Source organism: Pseudomonas sp. Leaf48 (assembly GCF_001421885.1).
In the GTDB taxonomy this organism is placed as follows: Bacteria; Pseudomonadota; Gammaproteobacteria; order Pseudomonadales; family Pseudomonadaceae; genus Aquipseudomonas.
Map to the genome: position 1 here is coordinate 237276 of NZ_LMLH01000032.1, position 21870 is coordinate 259145.

The 21870-nt window shown below is 58.1% G+C and carries 20 protein-coding genes; 8 read left to right on the plus strand and 12 right to left on the minus strand.

The genetic code is table 11. The features are described from left to right. Positions 1-30 precede the first annotated feature (30 nt). Together ASE98_RS26335 and ASE98_RS24105 are read left to right on the plus strand one after the other, a co-directional pair. A complete protein-coding gene (locus tag ASE98_RS26335; protein WP_082457638.1) occupies positions 31-363 on the plus strand; it encodes a cupin domain-containing protein in 333 nt (110 codons plus the stop codon). Then, entirely contained in the window at positions 311-622 is a 312-nt protein-coding gene (locus tag ASE98_RS24105) for a cupin (RefSeq protein ID WP_060543882.1), read from the plus strand. Before ASE98_RS26335 ends, ASE98_RS24105 begins: the two co-directional genes overlap by 53 nt. A 73-nt stretch (positions 623-695) precedes the next feature. Here the strand turns inward: ASE98_RS24105 and ASE98_RS24110 are convergent, their stop codons facing one another. Next, complete coding sequence (locus ASE98_RS24110; protein WP_060543806.1) at positions 696-1463, minus strand: SDR family oxidoreductase; 768 nt, start codon at positions 1461-1463, stop codon at positions 696-698. Between the two features lie 182 nt (positions 1464-1645). Here ASE98_RS24110 and ASE98_RS24115 point away from each other — a divergent pair, with 182 nt between their 5' ends. The 6 genes from ASE98_RS24115 to ASE98_RS24140 all read left to right on the plus strand — a co-directional run bounded on the left by ASE98_RS24115 (position 1646) and on the right by ASE98_RS24140 (position 7995). Next, a complete protein-coding gene (locus ASE98_RS24115; protein ID WP_060543807.1) occupies positions 1646-2548 on the plus strand; it encodes a LysR family transcriptional regulator in 903 nt (300 codons plus the stop codon). A gap of 372 nt (positions 2549-2920) precedes the next feature. Further along, positions 2921-3340: an organic hydroperoxide resistance protein gene (locus ASE98_RS24120; RefSeq protein WP_060543808.1), complete on the plus strand. Its 420-nt coding sequence runs from the start codon at positions 2921-2923 to the stop codon at positions 3338-3340. Positions 3341-3372: 32 nt separating this feature from the next. Continuing rightward, positions 3373-4143 (plus strand): alpha/beta fold hydrolase, encoded by a 771-nt coding sequence (locus ASE98_RS24125; protein WP_060543809.1) that lies wholly within the window; start codon positions 3373-3375, stop codon positions 4141-4143. Positions 4144-4593: 450 nt separating this feature from the next. Further along, on the plus strand, positions 4594-4860 hold the full coding sequence (locus ASE98_RS24130) for a hypothetical protein (RefSeq protein WP_060543810.1): 267 nt from the start codon (positions 4594-4596) through the stop codon (positions 4858-4860). Between the two features lie 135 nt (positions 4861-4995). After that, positions 4996-6354, plus strand: a complete 1359-nt coding sequence (locus ASE98_RS24135) for an 8-oxoguanine deaminase (protein ID WP_060543811.1) — start codon at positions 4996-4998, stop codon at positions 6352-6354. Positions 6355-6480: 126 nt separating this feature from the next. Continuing rightward, the gene (locus tag ASE98_RS24140) at positions 6481-7995 is read left to right on the plus strand and encodes a nucleobase:cation symporter-2 family protein (protein WP_060543812.1); all 1515 of its coding nucleotides are present in this window, start codon (positions 6481-6483) and stop codon (positions 7993-7995) included. A gap of 134 nt (positions 7996-8129) precedes the next feature. Here the strand turns inward: ASE98_RS24140 and ASE98_RS24145 are convergent, their stop codons facing one another. From ASE98_RS24145 to ASE98_RS24195, 11 genes are all read right to left on the minus strand, one after another. Continuing rightward, positions 8130-8876: a 2-keto-4-pentenoate hydratase gene (locus ASE98_RS24145; protein ID WP_060543813.1), complete on the minus strand. Its 747-nt coding sequence runs from the start codon at positions 8874-8876 to the stop codon at positions 8130-8132. Continuing rightward, positions 8873-10309 carry a dihydropyrimidinase gene (hydA, locus tag ASE98_RS24150; RefSeq protein WP_060543814.1) on the minus strand — a complete coding sequence of 479 codons (1437 nt, stop codon included), beginning with the start codon at positions 10307-10309 and terminating at the stop codon, positions 8873-8875. Before hydA ends, ASE98_RS24145 begins: the two co-directional genes overlap by 4 nt. A 110-nt stretch (positions 10310-10419) precedes the next feature. Continuing rightward, positions 10420-11553 carry an aminotransferase class V-fold PLP-dependent enzyme gene (locus tag ASE98_RS24155; RefSeq protein ID WP_060543815.1) on the minus strand — a complete coding sequence of 378 codons (1134 nt, stop codon included), beginning with the start codon at positions 11551-11553 and terminating at the stop codon, positions 10420-10422. 130 nt (positions 11554-11683) lie between these two features. Further along, entirely contained in the window at positions 11684-12580 is an 897-nt protein-coding gene (locus tag ASE98_RS24160) for an allantoinase PuuE (RefSeq protein WP_060543816.1), read from the minus strand. Between the two features lie 54 nt (positions 12581-12634). Continuing rightward, entirely contained in the window at positions 12635-13504 is an 870-nt protein-coding gene (locus tag ASE98_RS24165; RefSeq protein WP_060543817.1) for a MurR/RpiR family transcriptional regulator, read from the minus strand. Between the two features lie 36 nt (positions 13505-13540). Then, positions 13541-14776 carry a cysteine desulfurase-like protein gene (locus ASE98_RS24170; protein WP_060543818.1) on the minus strand — a complete coding sequence of 412 codons (1236 nt, stop codon included), beginning with the start codon at positions 14774-14776 and terminating at the stop codon, positions 13541-13543. A gap of 19 nt (positions 14777-14795) precedes the next feature. Further along, positions 14796-15530, minus strand: a complete 735-nt coding sequence (locus tag ASE98_RS24175) for an amino acid ABC transporter ATP-binding protein (protein WP_060543819.1) — start codon at positions 15528-15530, stop codon at positions 14796-14798. After that, the gene (locus ASE98_RS24180; RefSeq protein WP_060543820.1) at positions 15527-16204 is read right to left on the minus strand and encodes an amino acid ABC transporter permease; all 678 of its coding nucleotides are present in this window, start codon (positions 16202-16204) and stop codon (positions 15527-15529) included. The genes ASE98_RS24175 and ASE98_RS24180 overlap by 4 nt, the downstream gene beginning before the upstream one ends. A 64-nt stretch (positions 16205-16268) precedes the next feature. Then, on the minus strand, positions 16269-17045 hold the full coding sequence (locus ASE98_RS24185) for a transporter substrate-binding domain-containing protein (RefSeq protein ID WP_060543821.1): 777 nt from the start codon (positions 17043-17045) through the stop codon (positions 16269-16271). A gap of 686 nt (positions 17046-17731) precedes the next feature. Further along, positions 17732-19075, minus strand: a complete 1344-nt coding sequence (locus ASE98_RS24190; RefSeq protein WP_060543822.1) for an OprD family outer membrane porin — start codon at positions 19073-19075, stop codon at positions 17732-17734. A 145-nt stretch (positions 19076-19220) separates the two neighbouring features. Then, positions 19221-21653, minus strand: a complete 2433-nt coding sequence (locus ASE98_RS24195; RefSeq protein WP_236707832.1) for a penicillin acylase family protein — start codon at positions 21651-21653, stop codon at positions 19221-19223. Positions 21654-21870 lie beyond the last annotated feature (217 nt).

Here is a 21870-nt window from a genome sequence, read left to right on the forward strand (position 1 = left end):
GNTTCACGACCTGTTCGAGAACCGCGACCAATGAGAGTTATTCGAAGCAAAGACTTCACCGCCACTCGCGCCTGGGGAGCTGACGACATCGCTAACATGGGGGGCACCACGGTCCGCCTGCACTGGACTGACCAGCCCTATAAGTGGCACGTCAACGATGGTGAGGAAGTATTCGCTGTTCTCGACGGCACGGTCGATATGCATTACCGCGAGTCAGGCATCGAGCGCGTCGTGACGCTGGAGGTTGGCGACGTGTTTTTTGCCGGCGTTGGATGTGAACATGTTGCGCATCCTCGCGCACAAGCACGGAATGAGAGTTATTCGAAGCAAAGACTTCACCGCCACTCGCGCCTGGGGAGCTGACGACATCGCTAACATGGGGGGCACCACGGTCCGCCTGCACTGGACCGACCAGCCCTATAAGTGGCACGTCAACGATGGTGAGGAAGTCTTCGCAGTCCTCGACGGCACGGTCGATATGCATTACCGCGAGTCAGGCATCGAGCGCGTCGTGACGCTGGAGGTTGGCGACGTGTTTTTTGCCGGCGTTGGATGTGAACATGTTGCGCATCCTCGCGCACAAGCACGAATACTGGTGATCGAACGCGAGGGCAGCGTTTGAGTTCACGGCAAAAAACGCATCCATTGCACCACCGACCAAATGCCCGAGGTCATGTGGTGCAATTTTCCCTGGGTCAGGTACGTGTGATCGAGACGCCACCATCCACCAGTGAGGCGGTGCCAGTGACAAAGGACGAGTCGTCCGAAGCAAGGTACAAAACCGATCTGGCCAACTCTTGGGGCGTGGCGACACGTTTCAGAGCGTGCAAGTTGGTCACGTATGACTGCGCCTCAGGAGTGTCATTCATGCCGCGATACATGTCGGTGTCTACAGCGCCGGGCAGCACCGCATTGACACGCACGCCCTGGGGACCGAACTCCGCCGCCAGCGCCTGGGTCAGGCCGATGAGGCCGGACTTGCTTGCCGCATAGGCAGCCAACCCCGGGAAAGCAAAAGTATGGCCCACGAAGGTGGAAGTGAAGATGACCGAGCCGCCGCCATTTTTCAGCATCTGGGCAATCTGGTGCTTGGCGCCGAGGAAGGAGCCGGTCAGGTTGATTGCCAGGGTGTCCGTCCAACCGGCTTCGGAGACGTCAGTGGACGCGCCGCTTTCACCCATGATGCCGGCATTATTGAATGCAATATCCAGGCGGCCAAAGCGTTCGACTGCCAATGCCACCAGCGCTTGGGCGTATTCCTCGGAGCGAACGTCGCCGGCCAGCGCCACGGCCTGGCCGCCCGCACTTGAAATCTGGCTGACCAATAGGTCCAGCTCGGCCTGTCGGCGGGCTCCAACGACCACCTTGGCCCCTTCCGCGGCAAACAGTTGTGCCGTTGCAAAGCCGATGCCTGCACTTGCACCGGTAATGATGGCAACCTTGCCCTCTAGTCGCTTGCTCATTTGAATCTCCTGAAAAGTGTTTATCGGAAATAACTTACTGAGCCCAGTGTAGTAGTTGACGTATGTCCGGATAAGCAGGCAAATAGAGGAGCTTGTGTTCGGCATTATCGAACAATCAAGTGACGCCACCGGATTGGCCCGGTGACAGCACACACCGCAGGGGCGCCGGGGGACGAGGCTGTATGGTCAAGCTGGACGGGATTTCGAACTTTGTTGCCATAGCGGAAGCGGGCTCCATCAGCGAAGCCGCAAGAAGGCTGCACCTTTCAAAGTCGGTTGTCAGCGAACGGCTCGCTGCCCTGGAGCAAAGTCTTGGCGCACCGTTGTTTCATCGAACAACGCGCAAGCTCAGCATGACAGAGGACGGGATAGCGTTCTTCGAAAGGGCCAGCCGCATCGTTTTGGAGGTTCAAGACGCAGTCGCAGAGGTCTCGGAGCGCCGTGGCACGTTGAGCGGACCGATGCGGTTGTCTGCCCCGGTCACGTTTGGGCGCATGCACCTTGGCCCGGCGCTGTACCCTTTCTTGTCCAGGCATCCCGCAATTTCGCTCACGCTGGAGCTGGACGACCGACGAATTGACGCGGCGGCCGAGGGGTATGACGCCGTCATACGCCACGGTACGATCGAAGACTCCCGACTTGTCGCGTTGCCACTCGCCTCCAGCAGGCGATTTCTTGTGGCATCCCCGGCCTACATCAAGCGGCACGGTCAACCGACGACGCTTGACGACTTGGGTGGCCACAAAGCCATTTACTACACCAATCGAAACGTTGCTGACTGGCGGTTTCCGGACTTGCGCCCGGATGCCTTCGTCCGGCCACCGGCTTCGTTGCGGGTCAACAACGGCGACATGATGAGAGATGCCGCGTTGGCCGGCCTGGGGTTGGCACTTCTGCCGAGCTTTATCGTTGGAGAAGACATCAAAAAAGGCACGCTCGTCAGGGTGGACGTTGGAAGTGAATCCGCAGAAGAAATGATTTATGTAGCGCACCCCGAGGGCCGCAGGGCCTCGAAAAAACTTCAAGCACTTGTCACGGCGCTACGCGAGGCTTTCGGCAGCCCGCCCTATTGGGATGTGGGTTGATACAAAGGGGGCTATTGGTTGCGTAACAGAGGGCAGTTCACGGATCTCCCTCCTGTACGTTGACGTCAATGCGCAATGCAGGACGACGACGCTGAGCCTCCAGCGCTAGCGCGCTGTTGAGCGATGACTGGCAGCGGCCTCCATCGCGCAGCTCGGCAAGCCCTCGTGGCCTCCTCAGCCAAGATCCATAAAAATTCTTTCAAACAAAACCCTTTTAAATCAACAAGATAAAAATCGACTTAAAATTATCGCGCAATTTGTCTTGCGCGCTAACTATTGGTGCGTTAAATTGATCCCACTTGCTTAGCGCACAAACATTTAGCACTAAAGACAAACCCCCTTCAGTCAAAAAATCGTAAGGAAAAAGCAAACATGAAAGCTCTCTATACCGCAGTCGCAACCGCCACCGGTGGCCGTGATGGTCGTGCTGTTTCCAGCGACAAGATTCTCGACGTAAAACTGGCTACCCCGAAAGAACTGGGGGGAGCCGGGGGTGAAGCCACCAACCCTGAGCAACTGTTCGCCGCCGGTTATTCGGCCTGCTTCATCGGCGCATTGAAATTCGTTGCAGGCCAGAGCAAACGCAGCATCCCTGCTGACGCCTCGATCACCGCCCTGGTTGGCATCGGTCAGATCCCTGGCGGGTTCGGCCTGGACATCGACTTGAACATCAACCTGCCGGGTCTGGATCAAGCAGATGCTCAAGCGCTGGTCGACGCAGCTCACCAGGTTTGCCCGTACTCCAATGCCACACGCGGCAACGTCGACGTCCGTCTGCACGTCACCGTCTAACTCCACGTCCCTTCCTCATTGGTAGATATCCCATGAAAAAGATTTTCTCAGGCTTGGCCATCGCTACCGCTCTCGCCACCACCTGCCTGGCCAATGCGGCTGACGTAAAGCCAACGGTGATTCTTGTGCACGGCGCTTTTGCTGACTCATCAAGTTGGAATGGCGTGGTGAAGATCCTGGAAAAAGATGGCTATCCAGTGATTGCCGCCGCCAATCCATTGCGTGGCGTTGCCAGTGATGCCCAGTCTGTTGCGAGCATCGTCAAAAGCGTCAAAACACCCGTTGTACTGGTTGGCCACTCCTACGGTGGAGCAGTCATTAGCGAAGCGGCTTACGGCGGTCAGAATGTAAAAGCCTTGGTGTATGTCGCAGCCTTCACGCCGGAAAAGGGCGAAACGGCGGCGCAGTTGTCTGGACGTTTCCCTGGGGGAACGCTGGCCTCGGCCTTGGCAGCCCCTGTTGATCTTGCTGACGGCGGCAAAGATCTCTATATCCAGCAAGACAAATTCCACGACCAGTTTGCGGCTGACGTATCTGCGGCGGACGCTCGCCTGATGGCTGCCGGTCAGCGCCCCATCACTGTTGCCGCGTTGAACGAGGCCGCTAGCGAGCCAGCCTGGAAAACCATTCCATCGTGGTTTGTTTATGGCGACAAAGACAAAAACATCCCACCCCAGGCCATGGCTTTCATGGCCGAACGTGCGCACGCCAGGCAAACAGTGGTAGTCGAGGGTGGTTCACATGTGGTGATGGTGTCCAACCCGGAGATTGTCGCCAGTCTGATCGAGAAAGCAGCACAATAAAGGCCACGGCTGCCTGGTTTCCCCCCCTACAAACGAAAGGCCCGCACAAGCGGGCCTTTCGTTTGTTTAGAAATCCCTGCGAATACTCGTTTTTCATCACGATTGCTACTGCGTGGGCGGCCCGCTGTTGAGCGTATTACCGCCACTCCCGAGACCGCCGATTCGCCTTTACGCGTCGATCCTCCAGCTTTTTACCGTATTTCCGTCACTGTTTTTTTGCGCGCCCAGCGAGTGGCGTGGTACCGCCCATGAATCGCGTGTACACCACCTCGCTGGAATGGCAGCCAAGCTACCCGTGAAATCCAGGCGCGCCTTTAATGTATACAATGCGATTTAATTGTGTTTACATTTTGCCGCGCCTACGACATCGGTCATCGCCGCTGCGTATTGCGCTGGTCTCAAGCCATGGAACACTCGCAACTGCTCGCCCCCCTTGAGAATCTTCCAGCAATGCCGCTCGTCACTCACTTCGATGCTTGCCTGAGCTATCGAACGGTCGACGCATTCGTGTTTACCCCGTTCGCCCAGACCACCTGGAACATCCTCACCCCCTTGACTGATGCCAGCATTGATTCAATGGGCGGCAGTGACCTGGCGGGCGAAAGCCTGTTGAAGTGCAAGGGTTTGCAGGGTCGCCTGGATCACCTACCCATTACCTTGCGCCACTGCGCGGGGCAGTCGAGTACATGTGCCTCGCCAGTGTCCGTGCGTGTGTGACAGCACTGACCGATCCCGGCCAACCAGGAATTATCCCTACGCAGTGCCTGGTTGCAAGAGCTTCGCTCAAACCGAAAACCGGTGCCTGTAACAGCGTCAAGTTGAAACCAAACTCCAAGCAGGAGAGGAGCACGTATGCCTAAGACTTTATTGGTCAAGAACGCCGAACTTTTGGTGACGATGGATGGTGAGCGCCGGGAGATAAAGCGCGGTGGCCTGTATATCGAGGACAATCTGATCAAGCAGGTCGGCCCGAGTGAAACGCTGCCGCAACAGGCCGATGTGATTCTGGACATGACGGGAAAAGTGGTCATTCCAGGACTGGTAAATACTCACCACCACATGTACCAGAGCCTCACCCGCGTAGTGCCGGCGGCTCAGGACGGCGAGCTGTTCAATTGGCTGAACAACCTGTACCCGATCTGGGCACGCCTGACGCCTGAAATGATTTCGGTATCGACCCAGACGGCGATGGCCGAGCTGATTCTTTCTGGCTGCACCACCTCAAGTGACCATCTCTACATCTACCCTAACGGCTGCAAGCTTGATGACAGTATCCATGCCGCCGAGGAAATTGGCATGCGCTTCCACGCTGCACGCGGAAGCATGAGTGTAGGCCGTAGCCAGGGCGGTCTGCCGCCCGACTCAGTGGTGGAGAAAGAGAGCGCCATCCTCAAGGATTCGCAGCGTCTGATCGAGCAATACCATGATGCCAGCCACGGTTCGATGCTGCGCATGGTCGTGGCGCCTTGTTCACCCTTTTCGGTGAGCCGCGACCTGATGCGCGAAGCAGCGGTGCTCGCGCGCCAGTATGGTGTGTCGCTGCACACGCACCTTGCCGAGAACGTCAATGACATCGCCTACAGCCGTGAGAAGTTCGGCATGACGCCTGCCGAATACGCCGAAGACCTGGGCTGGGTCGGCCCCGATGTCTGGCACGCTCATTGTGTGCAACTGGACCAGCACGGCATTGAACTGTTCGCGCGTACCGGAACCGGGGTCGCCCACTGTCCGTGTTCGAACATGCGCCTGGCCTCGGGAATCGCGCCGATCCGCAAGATGCGCGACCACGGTGTCCCGGTGGGCCTGGGCGTCGACGGTTCGGCCTCCAACGATGGCGCCAGCATGATCGGCGAAGTCCGCCAGGCGCTGCTGTTGCAACGTGTCGGTTTTGGCCCGGATGCAATGACCGCTCGCGAGGCGCTGGAAATCGCCACGCTGGGTGGCGCCAAGGTGCTCAACCGTAATGATATCGGCGCCCTGGCACCGGGCATGGTTGCGGATTTCGTGGCGTTCAACCTTGGCCATGTGGGCTACGCCGGCGCCCATCACGACCCATTGGCGGCGCTGGTGTTCTGCACGCCGACCACGGTAGACACCAGTGTGATCAATGGTCGTGTAGTGGTCAAAGACGGTCGTATCACGACGGTCGACCTGCCCCTGGTACTGGAACGCCATAATCAGTTGGCCCACCAACTGGTCAGCGGCGAGTGAAGGATTCATGCCGTTGCGCTCACCATTGAGCGCAACGGCGGGAAAACGGTTGCACCGACAACTCTTGGAGTGCAACTGAGACAGTGCTGTTAGACGCATGACAATAACAAAAGCGAGCTAATCACCATGACTTCTCCCGCTTCAACTCGTCCAGAGGACGAAAACCTCGGAATTGGCGCCAACCTGGCCTACGGTCTTCAGCATGTGCTGACGATGTATGGGGGCATCATCGCGGTGCCCCTGATCATCGGTCAGGCTGCCGGCCTTGCTCCCGCCGAAGTTGGTATGTTGATCGCCGCATCGCTGTTCGCCGGCGGCCTGGCCACCTTGCTGCAGACACTGGGCATTCCCTTCTTCGGCTGCCGCCTCCCTTTGGTCCAGGGGGTTTCCTTCGCCGGTGTCGCCACCATGATCACCATCATCGGCAATGACGGCTCTGGCGGGCTGCCAGTCGTGTTCGGGGCGGTAATCGCGTCGTCGTTAATAGGTCTACTGATCACACCGCTGTTCTCGCGCATCATCAAGTATTTCCCGCCGCTGGTGACGGGAGTTGTCATTACCACTATCGGGCTGACCCTGATGCCGGTGACGGCGCGCTGGGCCATGGGCGGCAACAGCCAGGCCGCTGACTTTGGCAGCACGTCCAACATATCCCTGGCGGCGTTCACGCTGGCTACGGTGCTGCTGCTCAGCAAGCTGGGAAGCGCCAGCCTCTCGCGCCTGTCGATTCTGCTGGCGATCGTCATCGGGACGCTGGTCGCGACAGCGCTGGGCATGGCCGACTTCTCCCAAGTGCTTGAAGGCCCTTTGGTCGCACTACCTGAAGTCCTGCACTTCGGCGCCCCCCAGTTCCATCTCGCCGCGATCCTGTCGATGCTGATCGTGATTATCGTGACCATGGTCGAGACCTCCGCCGACATTCTCGCCGTCGGCGCGATCATCGAAACCCGGGTCGACTCCAAACGCCTCGGCAATGGCCTGCGGGCAGACATGATTTCCAGTGCCCTGGCGCCACTGTTCGGCTCCTTCACCCAGAGTGCCTTTGCGCAGAACGTTGGCCTGGTCGCCGTAACCGGAGTGAAGAGTCGTTATGTAGTAGCCACCGCAGGCCTGATCCTGGTGACCCTCGGCCTGCTGCCGGTGATGGGACGCCTGGTCGCAGCCGTGCCTACCGCCGTCCTCGGTGGGGCCGGCCTGGTACTGTTTGGCACCGTCGCAGCCAGTGGCATCCGCACCTTGGCCCAGGTGGACTATCGCAACAACATGAACCTGATCATCGTTGCCACATCGATTGGTTTCGGCATGATCCCGATCGCCGCGCCAGGTTTCTACCACCATTTCCCGACCTGGTTCGAGACCATTTTCCACTCCGGCATCAGCTCGGCAGCGATCATGGCCATTGCGCTCAATCTGCTGTTCAACCACCTGCGGGCCGGAAACTCCGACCAGCAGTCAGTGTTCGTCGCCGCCACCGAGCGCACTTTGCGCTACAGGGATATCGCCGCGCTCAACGATGGTGATTTCTTTCGCGATGGCAAATTGTTCGACTGTGACGGCAAAGAAGTGCCGATTGTGGAAATCGAAGAACACCATGAGCCTGCCCCGGCACCGCGTAAAAAGCGCCTTTTGCAGGAGCACTGATCAGCAATGAGCCAATGAAAGCGGCGCGCAGGCGTCGCTTTCGTTTCAGCAGTCGAGAAGTCCGAATCAGCCTGATTAGTCGCGCAGCCATTGGCGCTCTGTAAACAAAAACATCAGCAAGCCTTTGAAGTTCATCAAGTCGACAAGGCAACCCGCCCTGCCCCGGCAAACTCAACTTCCACTTGCACCCCGGCCGGCGCCCAGTAGATACCGGTCCAGCTACCAGTAGCCACCAAGTCACCGGCTCGCAAGGGTTTGCCCTGTGCTGCTGCATGACGCGCCAGCCACGGCAGCGAACTCAGCGGATCACCGAATGGATGGCTGCCAACGCCGACGAATTCAAGCTCTCCGGCCACCCGTAACGCCACCTGTTGCCTTGACCAATCCGGCATGTCCCCCAGCGTTTGCGGGGCACCGAGTACCAGCGCGCGGTTGAGTTGCTGATCGGCCAGCCGAAGCAATGGCGCGGCCTGGTCACCCTGCAGCCAGCGCGTGCCACACAACTCGATGCCCGGCATCCATACATCGACCGCCGCATAGGCCGTGGCCAGATCAGTGTGCTCGTCGAGGTCGCGGGACAGGCGCACGATCAGCTCTCCCTCGATCCCGAAACCGAAGGCATCGCCCGGCGGAACCTGCCAACCCGACGGGTGTATTGCCATTGCCGGAACCCCGGCGGTGCTGATCAGCCCTCCGGGCGCACCACCCAGTTTCCACGCCGCTGGCGACGCGGAAGCGAACCAGCCGAGGGCATCCGCTACCTGGTGCTGCACGGCGTAGGCTTGGGCTTCGCTAGCCAGCTCCAGGGTTGGCAACGGTTGTTGGCGCCCCTCACGCCAAGCACGAATCAGGCTGGCGGCCACCTGCGCGACCGCACTCACAATGGCAACTCAGTCTTGCGTCGGCGCAGTTGCGCGGGTGCCGGGCGCTCGCACGGCAGGAACAGGCCGCGACCCGCCTCACCACGCGGCTCGCCGTCCCAGACCACCTCACCGCGAGACAGGGTCATGGCCGGCCATGCGCTCAGCGTCATGCCGGCGTAAGGCGTGTAATCGACGTTGTGGTGCAGCATTGCGTTGCTCAGGTGCACCGACTCACCTTCGTTCCAGATCACCAGGTCAGCATCAGCACCAATGGCGATGCTGCCCTTGCGCGGATACAACCCATACATCTTGGCGGCATTGGTAGAGGTCAGCGCGACAAAGCTTTGCGCGGTGATGCGCCCAGTGCGCACGCCTTCGGACCAGAGCAGCGCCATGCGGGTTTCGACACCGGGAATGCCGTTGGCGATCTGGTCGAACGACACCTGTTCACCGTGGGCCTTCTTGCCATCCGGGCCATCGAAGCGAAAGGGTGCGTGGTCGGACGAGAAAATCTCGAACGAGCCGTTCTCCAGGCCATCCCAGATCACCTGCTGGTTTGCGGCATCGCGCGGCGGTGGGCTGCAGATGCACTTGGCACCTTCGAAGCTGTCGTCACACCCCAGCGAGTCGGCGGTCAGGAACAGGTACTGCGGGCAGGTTTCGGCGTACACCTTCAGCCCCAGGCTCTGGGCCCAGCGAATCTGCTCCACGGCCTCGCGCCCCGACACGTGCACGATCAGGATCGGCACGTCCACCAGTTCGGCAAGGGCGATGGCACGATGGGTCGCTTCGCGCTCCACCAGCATCGGCCGCGACGCGGCGTGGTAGCGCGGTGCAGTCAGCCCGGCCGCCAACAGCCGCTCGGTAAGCCAGGCGATGCAATCGCTGTTCTCGGCGTGAAGCATCACCATGGCGCCCTCGCGGCGCGCGACCGACAACGTCTCGAGAATCTCCCGGTCGCCCAGCTTCAGCGCATCGTAGGTCATGTAGATCTTGAACGAGGTATAGCCCTCGGCAATCAAGGCCGGCAGTTCTTCACGCAGCACCTGCGGGGTGGGGTCGGTGACGATCAGGTGGAAGGCATAATCGATCACCGGCTTGTTACCCGCCCGACGATGGTAGTCATCGACGGCAGCGCGCAGGCTTTCGCCCTTCTGCTGGCAGGCGAACGGGATGACGGTGGTGGTGCCGCCGCAGGCCGCCGAGACCGTGCCGCTGAAGAAGTCATCGGCCATCACCGAGCCGTCGCCGGTCGGCTGGTCGAGGTGCACGTGGCTGTCGATGCCACCTGGGGTGACATGCCGGCCTGCGGCATCGATTTCCTGGAGACCTTGCGCCAGGTCCAGGCCAAGGGAAACGATGCGCCCGTCGCGAATACCGATATCGCTGGTGAACGTATCCGCGGCGGTTACCACGCGGGCGTTGCGAATCACCGTATCAAAAGGTTGCATACCAGCCCTACTCCAGAAGTACCCGGCCCCGGCCGGTCAGGCGGCGCATGTCTACGCCCGTGCTTTTGAACATGTCCGGGACCACGGTGGTAACGGTGTCGAATACCCGCTTAGCTAACCATCACCTCGTCCAGCGCCTGCTCGAGGGTGCTGACCGTGCGCTCGATATTGTTCAGCTTTTCGAGGCCGAACAGACCGATGCGGAAGGTCTGAAAGTCGGCCGGCTCGTCGCATTGCAACGGCACTCCGGCGGCGATCTGCAGGCCGTGATTGGCAAATTTCTTGCCGCTCTTGATGTCGGCATCATCGGTGTAGCTCACCACGACGCCTGGGGCCTGGAAGCCGGCTGCGGCCACGCTTTTGAAGCCTTTGCCGGTCAACATTGCGCGCACCCGATCGCCCAGGGCCTGCTGTTCGCCGCGGACCTTGTCGAAACCGTAGGCTTGGGTCTCTTTCATCACTTCGTTGAATCGCGCGAGGGAATCGCTGGGCATCGTCGCGTGGTAGGCATGTCCGCCCTGTTCGTAGGCCTGCATGATCTGCAGCCACTTTTTCAGGTCACAGGCGAAGCTGCTGCTTTGGGTCTGTTCGATGCGCTCGAGGGCCAGGGAACTGAGCATCACCAGGGCGCAGCACGGGGAGGCGCTCCAGCCTTTCTGCGGTGCGCTGATCAGCAGGTCGACTGCGCATTTGTGCATATCAACCCAGATCGTGCCCGAGGCGATGCAGTCCAGCACGAACAGGCCACCCACCGCATGCACGGCGTCGCCGACGGCCCGCAGGTAGTCGTCGGGCAGGATGATCCCTGATGAGGTTTCAACGTGGGGGGCGAAGACAATCTGCGGCTTTTGCGCTGCAATGGCTGCCAGCACTTCGTCCAGAGGCGGTGGAGCGTAGGCAGCCTGGCTACCGGTGTCGACCGGTCGGGCTTTGAGCACCGTGGTGGCCGCCGGGATGTTGCCCATCTCGAGGATCTGGCTCCAGCGATAGCTGAACCAGCCGTTGCGTATCACCAGGCATTGCTGGTCGGTGGCAAACTGTCGCGCCACCGCTTCCATGCCGAACGTGCCGCTGCCCGGGACCACCGCAACCGCCTGGGCGTTGTAGACCTGTTTGAGGGTCGTGGAAATGTTCTTCATCACGCCTTGAAACGACTGCGACATGTGGTTGAGCGAGCGGTCGGTGTAGACCACTGAGTACTCGACCAGCCCCTCAGGATCGATACTGGGATATAGCTTTGACATGGAGTGACTCCTTTGGCAGAGATGTCAGTGGTATCGACCCTGCCCTAAGCCTTGGCAAATGACAAGATTGCCCGGGATTGAATGGCGACTTCTGTCGAACGGCTGGCGTCACAGTGTGATTGCCACGCCATCAAGTTCGTTCAAGCCAGGCACGGGCGATTTCTTCGCGCGTAGCAAACCAGACACCGCCGTGCTGCTTGGCATACTCGATGAATTGCTTGATCGCCCTGACCCGCCCGGGACGGCCCACCATGCGTGGGTGCAGTCCGATCGACATCATGCGCGGTCCTTCAGCCGACTCCTCATAAAGCACCTCAAAGCTTTCTTTCATGTACTCGAGAAAGTCCGATGCCTGCGACAGCCCCGGAGAGTTCCAGTAGCGGAAGTCGTTCACGTCAGCGGTGTAAGGCACAACGAGGTGGCGCTTACCCTCGACCTCGACAAAGTAGGGAACATCATCGTTGTAGGCATCGGAGTCGTAGAGAAAGCCACCCTCCTCAGCGACCAGCCGACGGGTATTGACGCTGGCACCATACCGGCAATACCAGCCAACGGGGCGCTTGCCACAGGTGCGTTCGAAGGACTCGATTGCCAGGCGTATGTGTTCACGCTCCTGTTCTTCGGTCAGGCGAAACACTTCCTCCCAGCGATACCCGTGACTGCAAATCTCATGGCCACCGGCAACGGCGGCGCGAGCAACATCAGGGTTCTGCTCGAAGGCCACTGCGCATGCATGAAAGGTCGCGCGAACCGATTGCTGGTCGAGAATATCCAGGATTCGCCAGATCCCGACGCGAGAACCGTACTCATACATCGATTCCATCGCCAGATTGCGGGTGCCGTCGGGTATTGAATAGCTGCCCCATTCGGTCATTGATTCCTGGTCCGGGTCGCCCATGGCGAGCGAGCGCTCGGAGCCTTCTTCGTAGTTGATCACCAGGCTGATGGCCAATCGTGCGCCATTCGGCCAGGAGCCTTGCGGGCGTTGTCTACCGTAGCCCACTAAATCGCGTGCAGGTGAAACCATCGGGATCTTCTCCTGAAGTGACGGGTTTTATAAGTACGTAGCGAAGGTAGCGGCTTAGCAGTCGATATCCTTCAGTCGGTCATGACTGGAGGTGCTGTCCGATTCCCACTCGCTGAAGGCAAGCCCCATCGCCAGGGTTTGCGCAATACAGAACGAAGCGGTGAGTGAACGAAAACCAAGCAGTTCGGCGTCGTTGACCTCAATCACCGTATCGGCCATCTGCCCGATAGGGCTCAGAACGCTGTCAGTGATCGCCACCAACGTCACGCCTGCCTGGCGCGCCTGGCGACAAGCCTCGACAGTGTCACTGGCGTACGGCGGAAAGCTGATGGCTATCAACAAATCATCATTGGCAATGGCGCTGACCTGCTCGGGCAACGTGCCGCCGGCACCACTGATTTGCACGGTTCGCCGGCCCACACGACTCAACGCGTAGCTCAGATATGCCGCCACCGGAAAAGCACGCCGCATGCCGATAACGAAGGTCGTACGCGCGACTTGCAGATGGGCGATGGCGGCTTCTATATTGGCCTGCTCGCCGCCTTCGGCCAGGTGTTCCAGAGAAACGATATTGGCCTGGCTGAACTCACGCAGAATCGCGCCGACGTCACTCGGGTCCTCCAGCAAAGTTTCACCGCCATAGTGCCGAATACGTTCGCTGTGGGTGTCGGCAGCCTGTTGCAGCGGTGCACGGAACAGGCGCTGTAAATCCTTGAAACCCGCAAAGCCAAGGGCCTGAGCCAGCCGAATATAAGCGGAGGGCGCGATGTTTGAGCGCTTACCCAGTTCGGCAACCGTGTTGAGTGCGATCTCATGCGGGTTGTCGATCAGGAATCGCGCAGCATCGCGCAGACGACCGGTCAGTTGCTCGTGCTGGGACGCTATACAGTCACGCAGCTCTGCAAGGGTTTCAGGTAAGGCCATGATGAAAGCTCGTAAAATTAGAAGAGTGTACGCCCGTCAACGCAACGCATTGATTGCTTGATCCAGCGCGGCGATGAGGCGGTCGACTTCTTCCAGGGTGTTGTAATGCGCCAGCGACACCCGCACTACCCCGCCGAATCGATCAAGGCCAAGCGCCTCGATGAGTCGCCGCGCATAGAAGTCACCAAAGCGGATACCAATACGGTGCTCATCGACCTGGCGCACAATAGCCTCGGATTGAACGCCCTCAACCACGAAACTGATCGTTGGCACTCGATTGTGGGTTTGCGCCTTGCCAATGATGCGCACGCCTTCGCGCTGACGCAAAAATGCCAGCAAACGTTCGCAGAGCAAGTCTTCCTGCACTTCAAAGGCATCGAAAGCAGCTTGCATGCGCTTGCGTTCATTGCCTTCTGCGCCAATACGGGTACTGATATCGAGCAGATAATCAGTGATGCCGATGCAGCCAAACGACAACTCATAATTGACGTTGCCCGGCTGCAATTTGTAAGGCACCACGTCCTGGCCAATAAAGAAATGGTTAAGGCTCGGCAGCTCCAGCAGCAGGTAGCGACGCCCCCACAGCACAGCAAAGTGCGGACCGAAGGTTTTGTAGAAGCTATAGACGTAGAAGTCGGCACCGCTGGCCTGTACATCAACCAGACGGTGTGGCGCATAAGCGACGGCATCCACGCATAATTTGGCGCCCACTGCATGAACACGCCGCGCAACCTCGGCTACCGGGTTGACCGAGCCGAGAATATTGGAGGTGTGCGTCATGGCCACGTAACGGGTTTTGTTGTTGAGCAAAACCTGCAGGTCGTCCAGCTCCAGCTCACAACTGTCGCGGTTGACCTGCCATACGCGCAAGGTCGCGCCACGGCTTTCGCAAAGCTTGACCCATGGGCCGATGTTCGCCTCGTGATCGCAATTGGTGACGATGATTTCATCGCCCTGGACAATTGACGGTGCGATGGCGCGACACAGTATTTGCAGCAAGTGGGTGGTCGAGCCGCCCATGATGACTTCTTCGGGATGCTCGGCGTTGATCAACTGCATGACGGAGTGACGAGCCTGCATCACTCGCTCGCCGGCGTCTACGGAAGGCTGGTAGGAAGCGCCCAGTTGCACGCTGTTGTTGAGCAGGTAATCAGTGACCCGGTTAGCGACGGCACCGAGTACCATCGAACCACCGGCGTTATCCATGTAGGTGTATCCACCGGCCAGACCTGGAAATTGCTTGCGAACGTATTCGATATCGAGAGGATTCACTCTACTTTCTCCAGCTGATTCAGTGGTGCAGGATGGCCTGCAGGAACGCTTTCGTGCGAGGTTCCTGAGGTGCGGTAAAAAAGGGTTCAGGGATGTTCTGCTCAACAATGCGTCCGCTTTCCATGAATATCACCCGATCGGCAACCCGACGGGCAAAGCCCATCTCGTGAGTGACCACGACCATCGTGACGCCGGAGCGAGCGAGGTTTTGCATGACGTCCAGAACCTCGCCAACCATTTCCGGGTCCAGCGCCGAAGTCGGTTCGTCGAACAGAATCGCGCGAGGTTCCATGGCCATGGTGCGGGCGATGGCAACACGTTGCTGCTGGCCGCCGGACAATTGGCTCGGGTATTTGTGTGCATGATCGCCCATGCCGACTTTCACCAATAATTCCTTGGCCCGTGCATGCGCATCACGCCGACTCAAGCCGCGCACCCGGATCGGCGCCAGCGATACATTGTCCAGGACTGTGAGGTGCGGATAGAGGTTGAAACTCTGAAACACCATACCCACTTCGCTGCGGATGGCGGCCAGTCGCGGACCGTTTTCAACACGCTCGCCGGCCACGCGGATATGCCCTTTCTGGTAGTTCTCAAGCAGGTTGATGCAACGGATCAAGGTCGATTTACCAGAGCCGGACGGGCCCAGAATGACCACCACCTCACCTTCTTCGACCTGCAGATTGATATCGCTCAACGCTTTGAAGTTACCGTAGTACTTGTCGAGTTTTTCGATGTCGATCAACGTGCTCATGCGGTTTTTCCTCCAGAGGCGTTACGACGCTCAACCCAGCTAACCATTTGCACCAGCGGCAACAGCAGCAACAGATACAGCAAGGCGGCCCCTACCAGCGGCGTCGGGTTGGCGGCCAGCGCCTGTGCCTGGGTCGCCTGCTTGAGCAAGTCAGGCATGGCTACGACCGAGGCCAGAGCCGTGTCTTTCATCACGTTGATGCAATTGCTCGTCATCGGCGGCATTACGATGCGGATGGCCTGCGGCAACACGACATCGCGCATGGTGTTGAAGAAACTCATGCCTTGAGAAGCCGAAGCTTCAAACTGGCCACGGGGAATGGCCTCGATGCCGGAGCGAAAAATCTCTGCACTGTAGGCGCAGGAGACCAGCGAGAGCGCACTGGCGGCAGCCGCAAAAGACGACAGTCGAATGCCGACAAAAGGCAACGCGTAATAGATGAGGACGAGCAAAACCAGCAATGGAATGGAACGCATGATATCGATATAGATACGTGCGAGAACTCGGACAGGTGCGTAGGAGTACAACCGCAACAAGGCCAGCAAAAGCCCACCCACCAGGCCCAGGGCGATGCTCACCACCCCCAGCAAAATGGTCACGCCCAGTCCACGCATCATCAGCGGAAGCGACTCGACGAGCACGTTCCAGTTAAAAAATGTCTGCAAAAGATCCATGGGATACCTCGGTCATTACAAGTGGCGAACAGGTGTCGCCACTTACATGCAGCATCGGCAGGGCTTACTTGAGGACAGCGGTCACTTTCATGGTGCTCGAATCCTTATCGGCTTCGGTGCCAAACCACTGTTTATGGATCTTTCCGAGTGTGCCGTCTTCTTTCATCTTGCTGATGATGTCGTTGACCTGATCAGTCATTGCCCAGCCTTTGGCGTGCATCAGCGAGTAACGTTCACCGGTGGGAATACGCGCGACGATGCTGTATTGCGGCTTGTCCTTGATGTAGTAGAGCAGCGCCGGAATATCGCTGAGGTAGCCATCGATGCGCCCGGAAGCCAGGTCAAGCATGGCTGGCGAAAGTCCTTCGTATCGCGAGACATCGGCGAACTTGTACTCGTCCTTGTGTTGGCCGATCCACATGTCGCCGGTCGAGCCGGTATCGACGCCAACCACTTTGCCATTCATGTCGGCCAGGCTCTTGACCTTGGACGTAGTCAGCGAGGTCAGGGACTGGTCGCTGTCAAAGTAAGGCTGCGCGAAAGCAACCGACTCCAGACGTTTTGGGGTGATGGTGATGGATGAAATCGCGATCTCGACTCGCTTTGATTGCACGGCACTGAACAGGCCGTTGAAAGGAATATTGATGAACTCGACGGTTTTCCCGGCGCGCTTTGCCACTTCTTTTACAACATCGACTTCGAAGCCGACGAATTCACCTTTGGCGTCCTGAAATTCCCAGGGCACGTTGCCAACGTTAGCACCTACAGTCCAGTCAGCTGCCCAGGTTGGCAGTGCCACTGCGGCGGTCATGAACAGTCCCAACAACACTTTCGCTTTCATGTTTGCTCCCGATTGTTTGTTTTTTTAGGTGCTAACAGCGGTTGATTTCGTACAACGTGGGATCGAGAGTAAACCAATGGAATATTTAATTCAATACCACTTATCTGTGAATTTTTTACTCCATTGCTACCCTCAGTTTTCCTGATGCGTCACGTCCAGAGGGCTGGTTACGGTATGCCCAGGTCAAGCCGCGAGTAGTCAGGACATCGGTAAACCCGCTTCGGCGGGTTGCGTCACATTTCGCACGCCGGCTTTCTCCGTGTCCTGGTTATCAACTGTGATCCCAAATCGGCCAGACAGCTCCTTTCTACCTTTGGGCGTCAATGCAAGTGAAGATACATACGGTCAGCCGCCTCGGACACGATCAACCAACCTGACTTGATGAGCGATTGAGCCCGCCCTGGCCTCTGTCGAGACCGACAGCATCGCCGACATTGTGTCGCGTGTGGTCACGGCTCTTGATAACTCGCCCTAAACTACGGACGAGTTGATGTTCACGTTGCCGGCTTGCGTCATTGCCTCGTTAGCTGGTGGCCGAGGTTGCGCGCTACGACTCACCAGTGCAAAACACCCGGCAAATTGATCGTTCCCACTTCACAAGCTGTGTACCGGAGGGCATGACAGTCAATAACGGCGCCGACTGGGTTCGCAGATTTGTAATTTGTATTTATTGCAGCAATGGCAGATCAAAAGATCTTGATGGGGGCGTTGACGATCAGTCGGAACTCATCCACGTTGCCTTCCGCTTGATACTGGCTGGCGTGATGCCAAGCGTAACCGCTTAGCACGTTCACCCCTTTGAAATAACCGGATTGAACGGTGTAGGTGACAAGGGTGCCGATTTCATCGTGGCTTTCGTCGCTTTGATTAAGTACAGACGAATAGATGCCATTGGCCCCGCCGTTATAGTGAGTGCCATCGATACCCCAGCCTTTGGCGTACCAGAGACTGGTGGTGAAACCGGGCACGCCGTAGGCTGCGAAGTCATTGATATAGTTAACGGAATACGAGCGCTCGTTCGGGCCGTTGTAGTTGGAGAGAAAGATGTTGGGCAGGGTGATGGCGTTGGATTCGCCTACGTAGTCGAAATACTCATCGCCCTTGATTTGCTGCAAGCCAAATCGCAAGGTGTGGTTCTGATAACTGGGCGCGATCGTCAGCCCGTAAGCTTGCTGATCTATTTTCCCGGCCACTTCGCTACCGCTCGACTGCGTGTTGTAGGCATCGAGCTGCACTTTAGTGGAGAACCCGCCCCACGTGTATTTGTTGCCCAGGCCCAGGTACTGGCGGTCCCAGATATCATCGAAGCGTGACACATAGGCACTGGCGCGCCAGCCGTCCTTGCTCAGGTAGTCGGCACCGGCGTAAGCGATCGAGTCGCTGGTGACCAGTCGCGATCCGAACGAGGGGCTCAAGTCTTGACTGCCAGCACCGGTTCGCGGCGTAGCCTCATCGAAATAACCGGACTTGATCGTCAGACCTTCGATATCATGACTTTCAAGCGATACACCATCAAATGATGCTGGCAATGTTCGAGTATCAGAATATCCCATGACCGGTGTCCTGGCCGGCTGCTGCCTGCCAACCTTGATGAGCGTATCGGCGACTTTGACCTTCAGCGCCGCTACGCCCACCTTGCTCCAGTCATCAACCACATCACCGTCCTTGTCGACCAGCAGGCGGTTGCTCCCGCCTGCGGTCGCCAGTTTGCTGCGCTCAAGAGCGACGGCGGAAAACATCGAGAGATCCAGGCCGAAACCGACCATGCCCTGGCTGAACCCGGAAACATAATCGAGCTTGAATCCCTCAAGCCATGCGGTGCGATCACGCACCTTGCGGGGGCCTTCGGATGTCTGGGCGCGATAAAAAGTGTTCTTGTGTCCGACCTCGTGGGAGTACCACATGCGGGTATTGAGGGTCAGCGAGCTGTCCTCGATAAAGCCGGCTTCATTGGCCTGAATCATGGTTGGCGTCAAAAAAAGGACGGCCGAAAACCCTGCGACCACTTGGGTCGAACGAACGATATGCATGTCTTGCTTCCCTATGGATCTTTTTATTTTTGGAGGCATCCACACTGGACGTGTATTTCAACGGCACGGTGCTTGAATGCGAAGGGAGGCGGCCCCGCTACCAGAGCTTGAATCTGGAGCAGTGCCGCCGGGTGGCGAACCCCAATCAATAAGTCAGGGTTTTTTCCTCGACCGTATGCGCCTTGATATCTTCCTCGGTCAGCCATGTGCGTTTGTTTTTCAAATCGCCATAGAGAGCCAATTGATCGTCGAAGTGTCTGGAACGAGTACCGTCCGGAGCGATAAAACCCGACTGCCCGGGTGCGACCACTTCAAAGCCTTGCACACCGTCCATGGCAAACACCGTAAGGTTGTTTTCGGTGCCGCGATTCATTGCCAGACGATTATTCATCTGTTCCTTTTCACCCGCCTGAGGAATGCCCAGGAAGTTCTTCGGCGCGTAGATTGTGTGCGCAATCTCCGTGTGCCAGGATTTTGCATCCGGCCCTTGTTCCGCGCTCAACTCATCGATACTCAGCTGCAACGCCTTGAGCATCAGTGCGTCGACATCCTTGCCCTTGAACAGATCGAAACCTTTGGCTTTCTCGGCCGCCGTGGCGATCATCGCCTGATGCATGACCTTGGTGCCGACCTCGATATTCTGACTGCCCGGCGTGCCACCGCCCGGTGTGAAGTGGCCGGTTGAAAGGAATTTCCCGACCTGGTCCTTGGGCAGCACGTCGCCCAGTGACAGCGCCAGCATGTGTTTGAGCCAGGTGCGGAAAATGGGTGTCGCCGCCGAATCGTAGCGCCCGTCAGCATCGGCATCGAGGTCTTGATAATTCCATCCGGCGAGGATGGCAGCGGCATCGCGCACTGTTGCCTGGTCACTGTGTTCGGCGGCCTTCACCAGACGCGGCACGAAGAACCGTGCATTCGGGTCTTCGAACCCCGCCTCCATCATCAAGTCCCAGGCCTGGGAGGGCGTAAAGGCCGGACGGCTGTCCAGGCGCGTGAACAGCGTCTGGACACGGTCCGCGGTGTTCCAGGAGTACCACCATTGATCCGGATTCGGAAAACCTTCGGCAGGACGATTGTTCCAGTTGGCGATGTAGCCGGTTTTTGGGTTGTAGACCTGAGGATTAGTGGCGAACGGCATGAAGCCCTGCCACTCGAAATCGCCGCTGCCCGATACCGGCAAACGGTTGTCGTGACCTTGCACGCGCACCGGATACCGACCGCCAAGGGCGTAGCCAATGTTGCCCTTGTTGTCGGCGTAGTACCAATTGACGTTGATCGCGGAATGTTGAACCTGATCGACCCATTGCTCGTGGTTTTTCGCCTTGCTGACTTTGTTCCAGCTCATCAAGGTGGCGACTTCTTCGCCTTCCCAGCCCCGTCGTTTGGCGTAGGCAACACCGGCTTCGGGTTGATACTCGACGACGGCGCCCTGCACGCTGCGATAGACAGTGATCTGTTGGTTTTTTTCACCCTTGACGTTGACGGTTTCGATGCGTTTTTCAAACGGCCGGTATTGCCCTTGATAAAGGTACTCTTCCGGGTTTTTCGGGTTCAGTTCCAGGCGATAGATGTCGACGTTGTCCCCTGCCCCCCAGGTACTACCCCACGTAATGTCTTTGTTGTAACCGAACTCGACCATCGGGTAGCCGAACGGGCTGTTGCCGACCGCGTCATAACCGGCACCGTGCAGGCCGATCGAGTAGGTATAGGCCGGCTGATAAAAACCAAACTGCGGACCGTTGAGGAGAATCGCCTTGGCGTCCTTCGACTTCTTCGCACCGAGCACGATGATGTTACTGAAGGCCCGCTCCTTCGGTGATTCCCATGCCAGGGTTGGGTCATTGAGCGCCAGCAACGGCAGAGGTTTGGGCGATTGCTGCGCGACTGCCTTTGTCTTGGCCGGTACGTAAGCGCCATTGCGCACGGACGGTTGCCACTCGCCCTTGGGGACCGTGGTAGGGGCATCCGGGTTATCGACGGACAGGAGTTTTTCGAAGAGCGCCTTACCGTTTTTGTCCCCGCTTTGCGCGATCATTCCATCGAGTAACTGCTGGTTCTGCAACTCACTGTTGTAGTCACCGAAGCGGTTGATCATTGAGCCGATAAACACCATCGCCACGTCGAACGAGGTCCAGCGCTGCGGGGTGAAGCCATTGTCGATGAATTGCTTTGGCATCAACGCGCCCGGATTGCGGTCGATCTCGTCCAGCCATTTATTGATGCCCTGAGCGTAGCCTTCAAGAATGTCCTTATCAGCCTGGGGCAACTTGGCCAGTTGTTCCTTGATGCTCGCCGGCGAGTAGTTTTTACGAATGCCGATATCAAAATTCACGTAGTCCTTGCCCAATGCCTGCGCAACCTGGCCCTGGGTACTGAGTCGGGATATCTCCAGTTGATACAAGCGATCCTGAGCGATGGCATAGCCATAGCCATAGAACACACCATAAACCTCACTGGCGTAAACGTGAGCGGTACCGTACTCGTCGCGCTTGATCGTGACGTCGGCAGCCTGGGCAGGAACAAGGGGGACGCCAAGAAAAAAAAGGGTGGAAAGCTGCAGGGCGAATCGTGACGGCATGAGGGTTCTCATAAAATTCTCTATTATTATTTTGTGATACCTAAAAAACGCTTCGTCTTTAAAAAACGTATCAGTTACCAAAGATGGTCGTCAATGGCTTTTCGTTTTTGGGTGATTGATGACGTGGCCGAGCCTGCTCGCGAAAGGCTCATGATTAGCCGAGACAAATTAGTCATACGATCTCTACCTTTTAGCCAAGGCACCAAAAAAACCGACC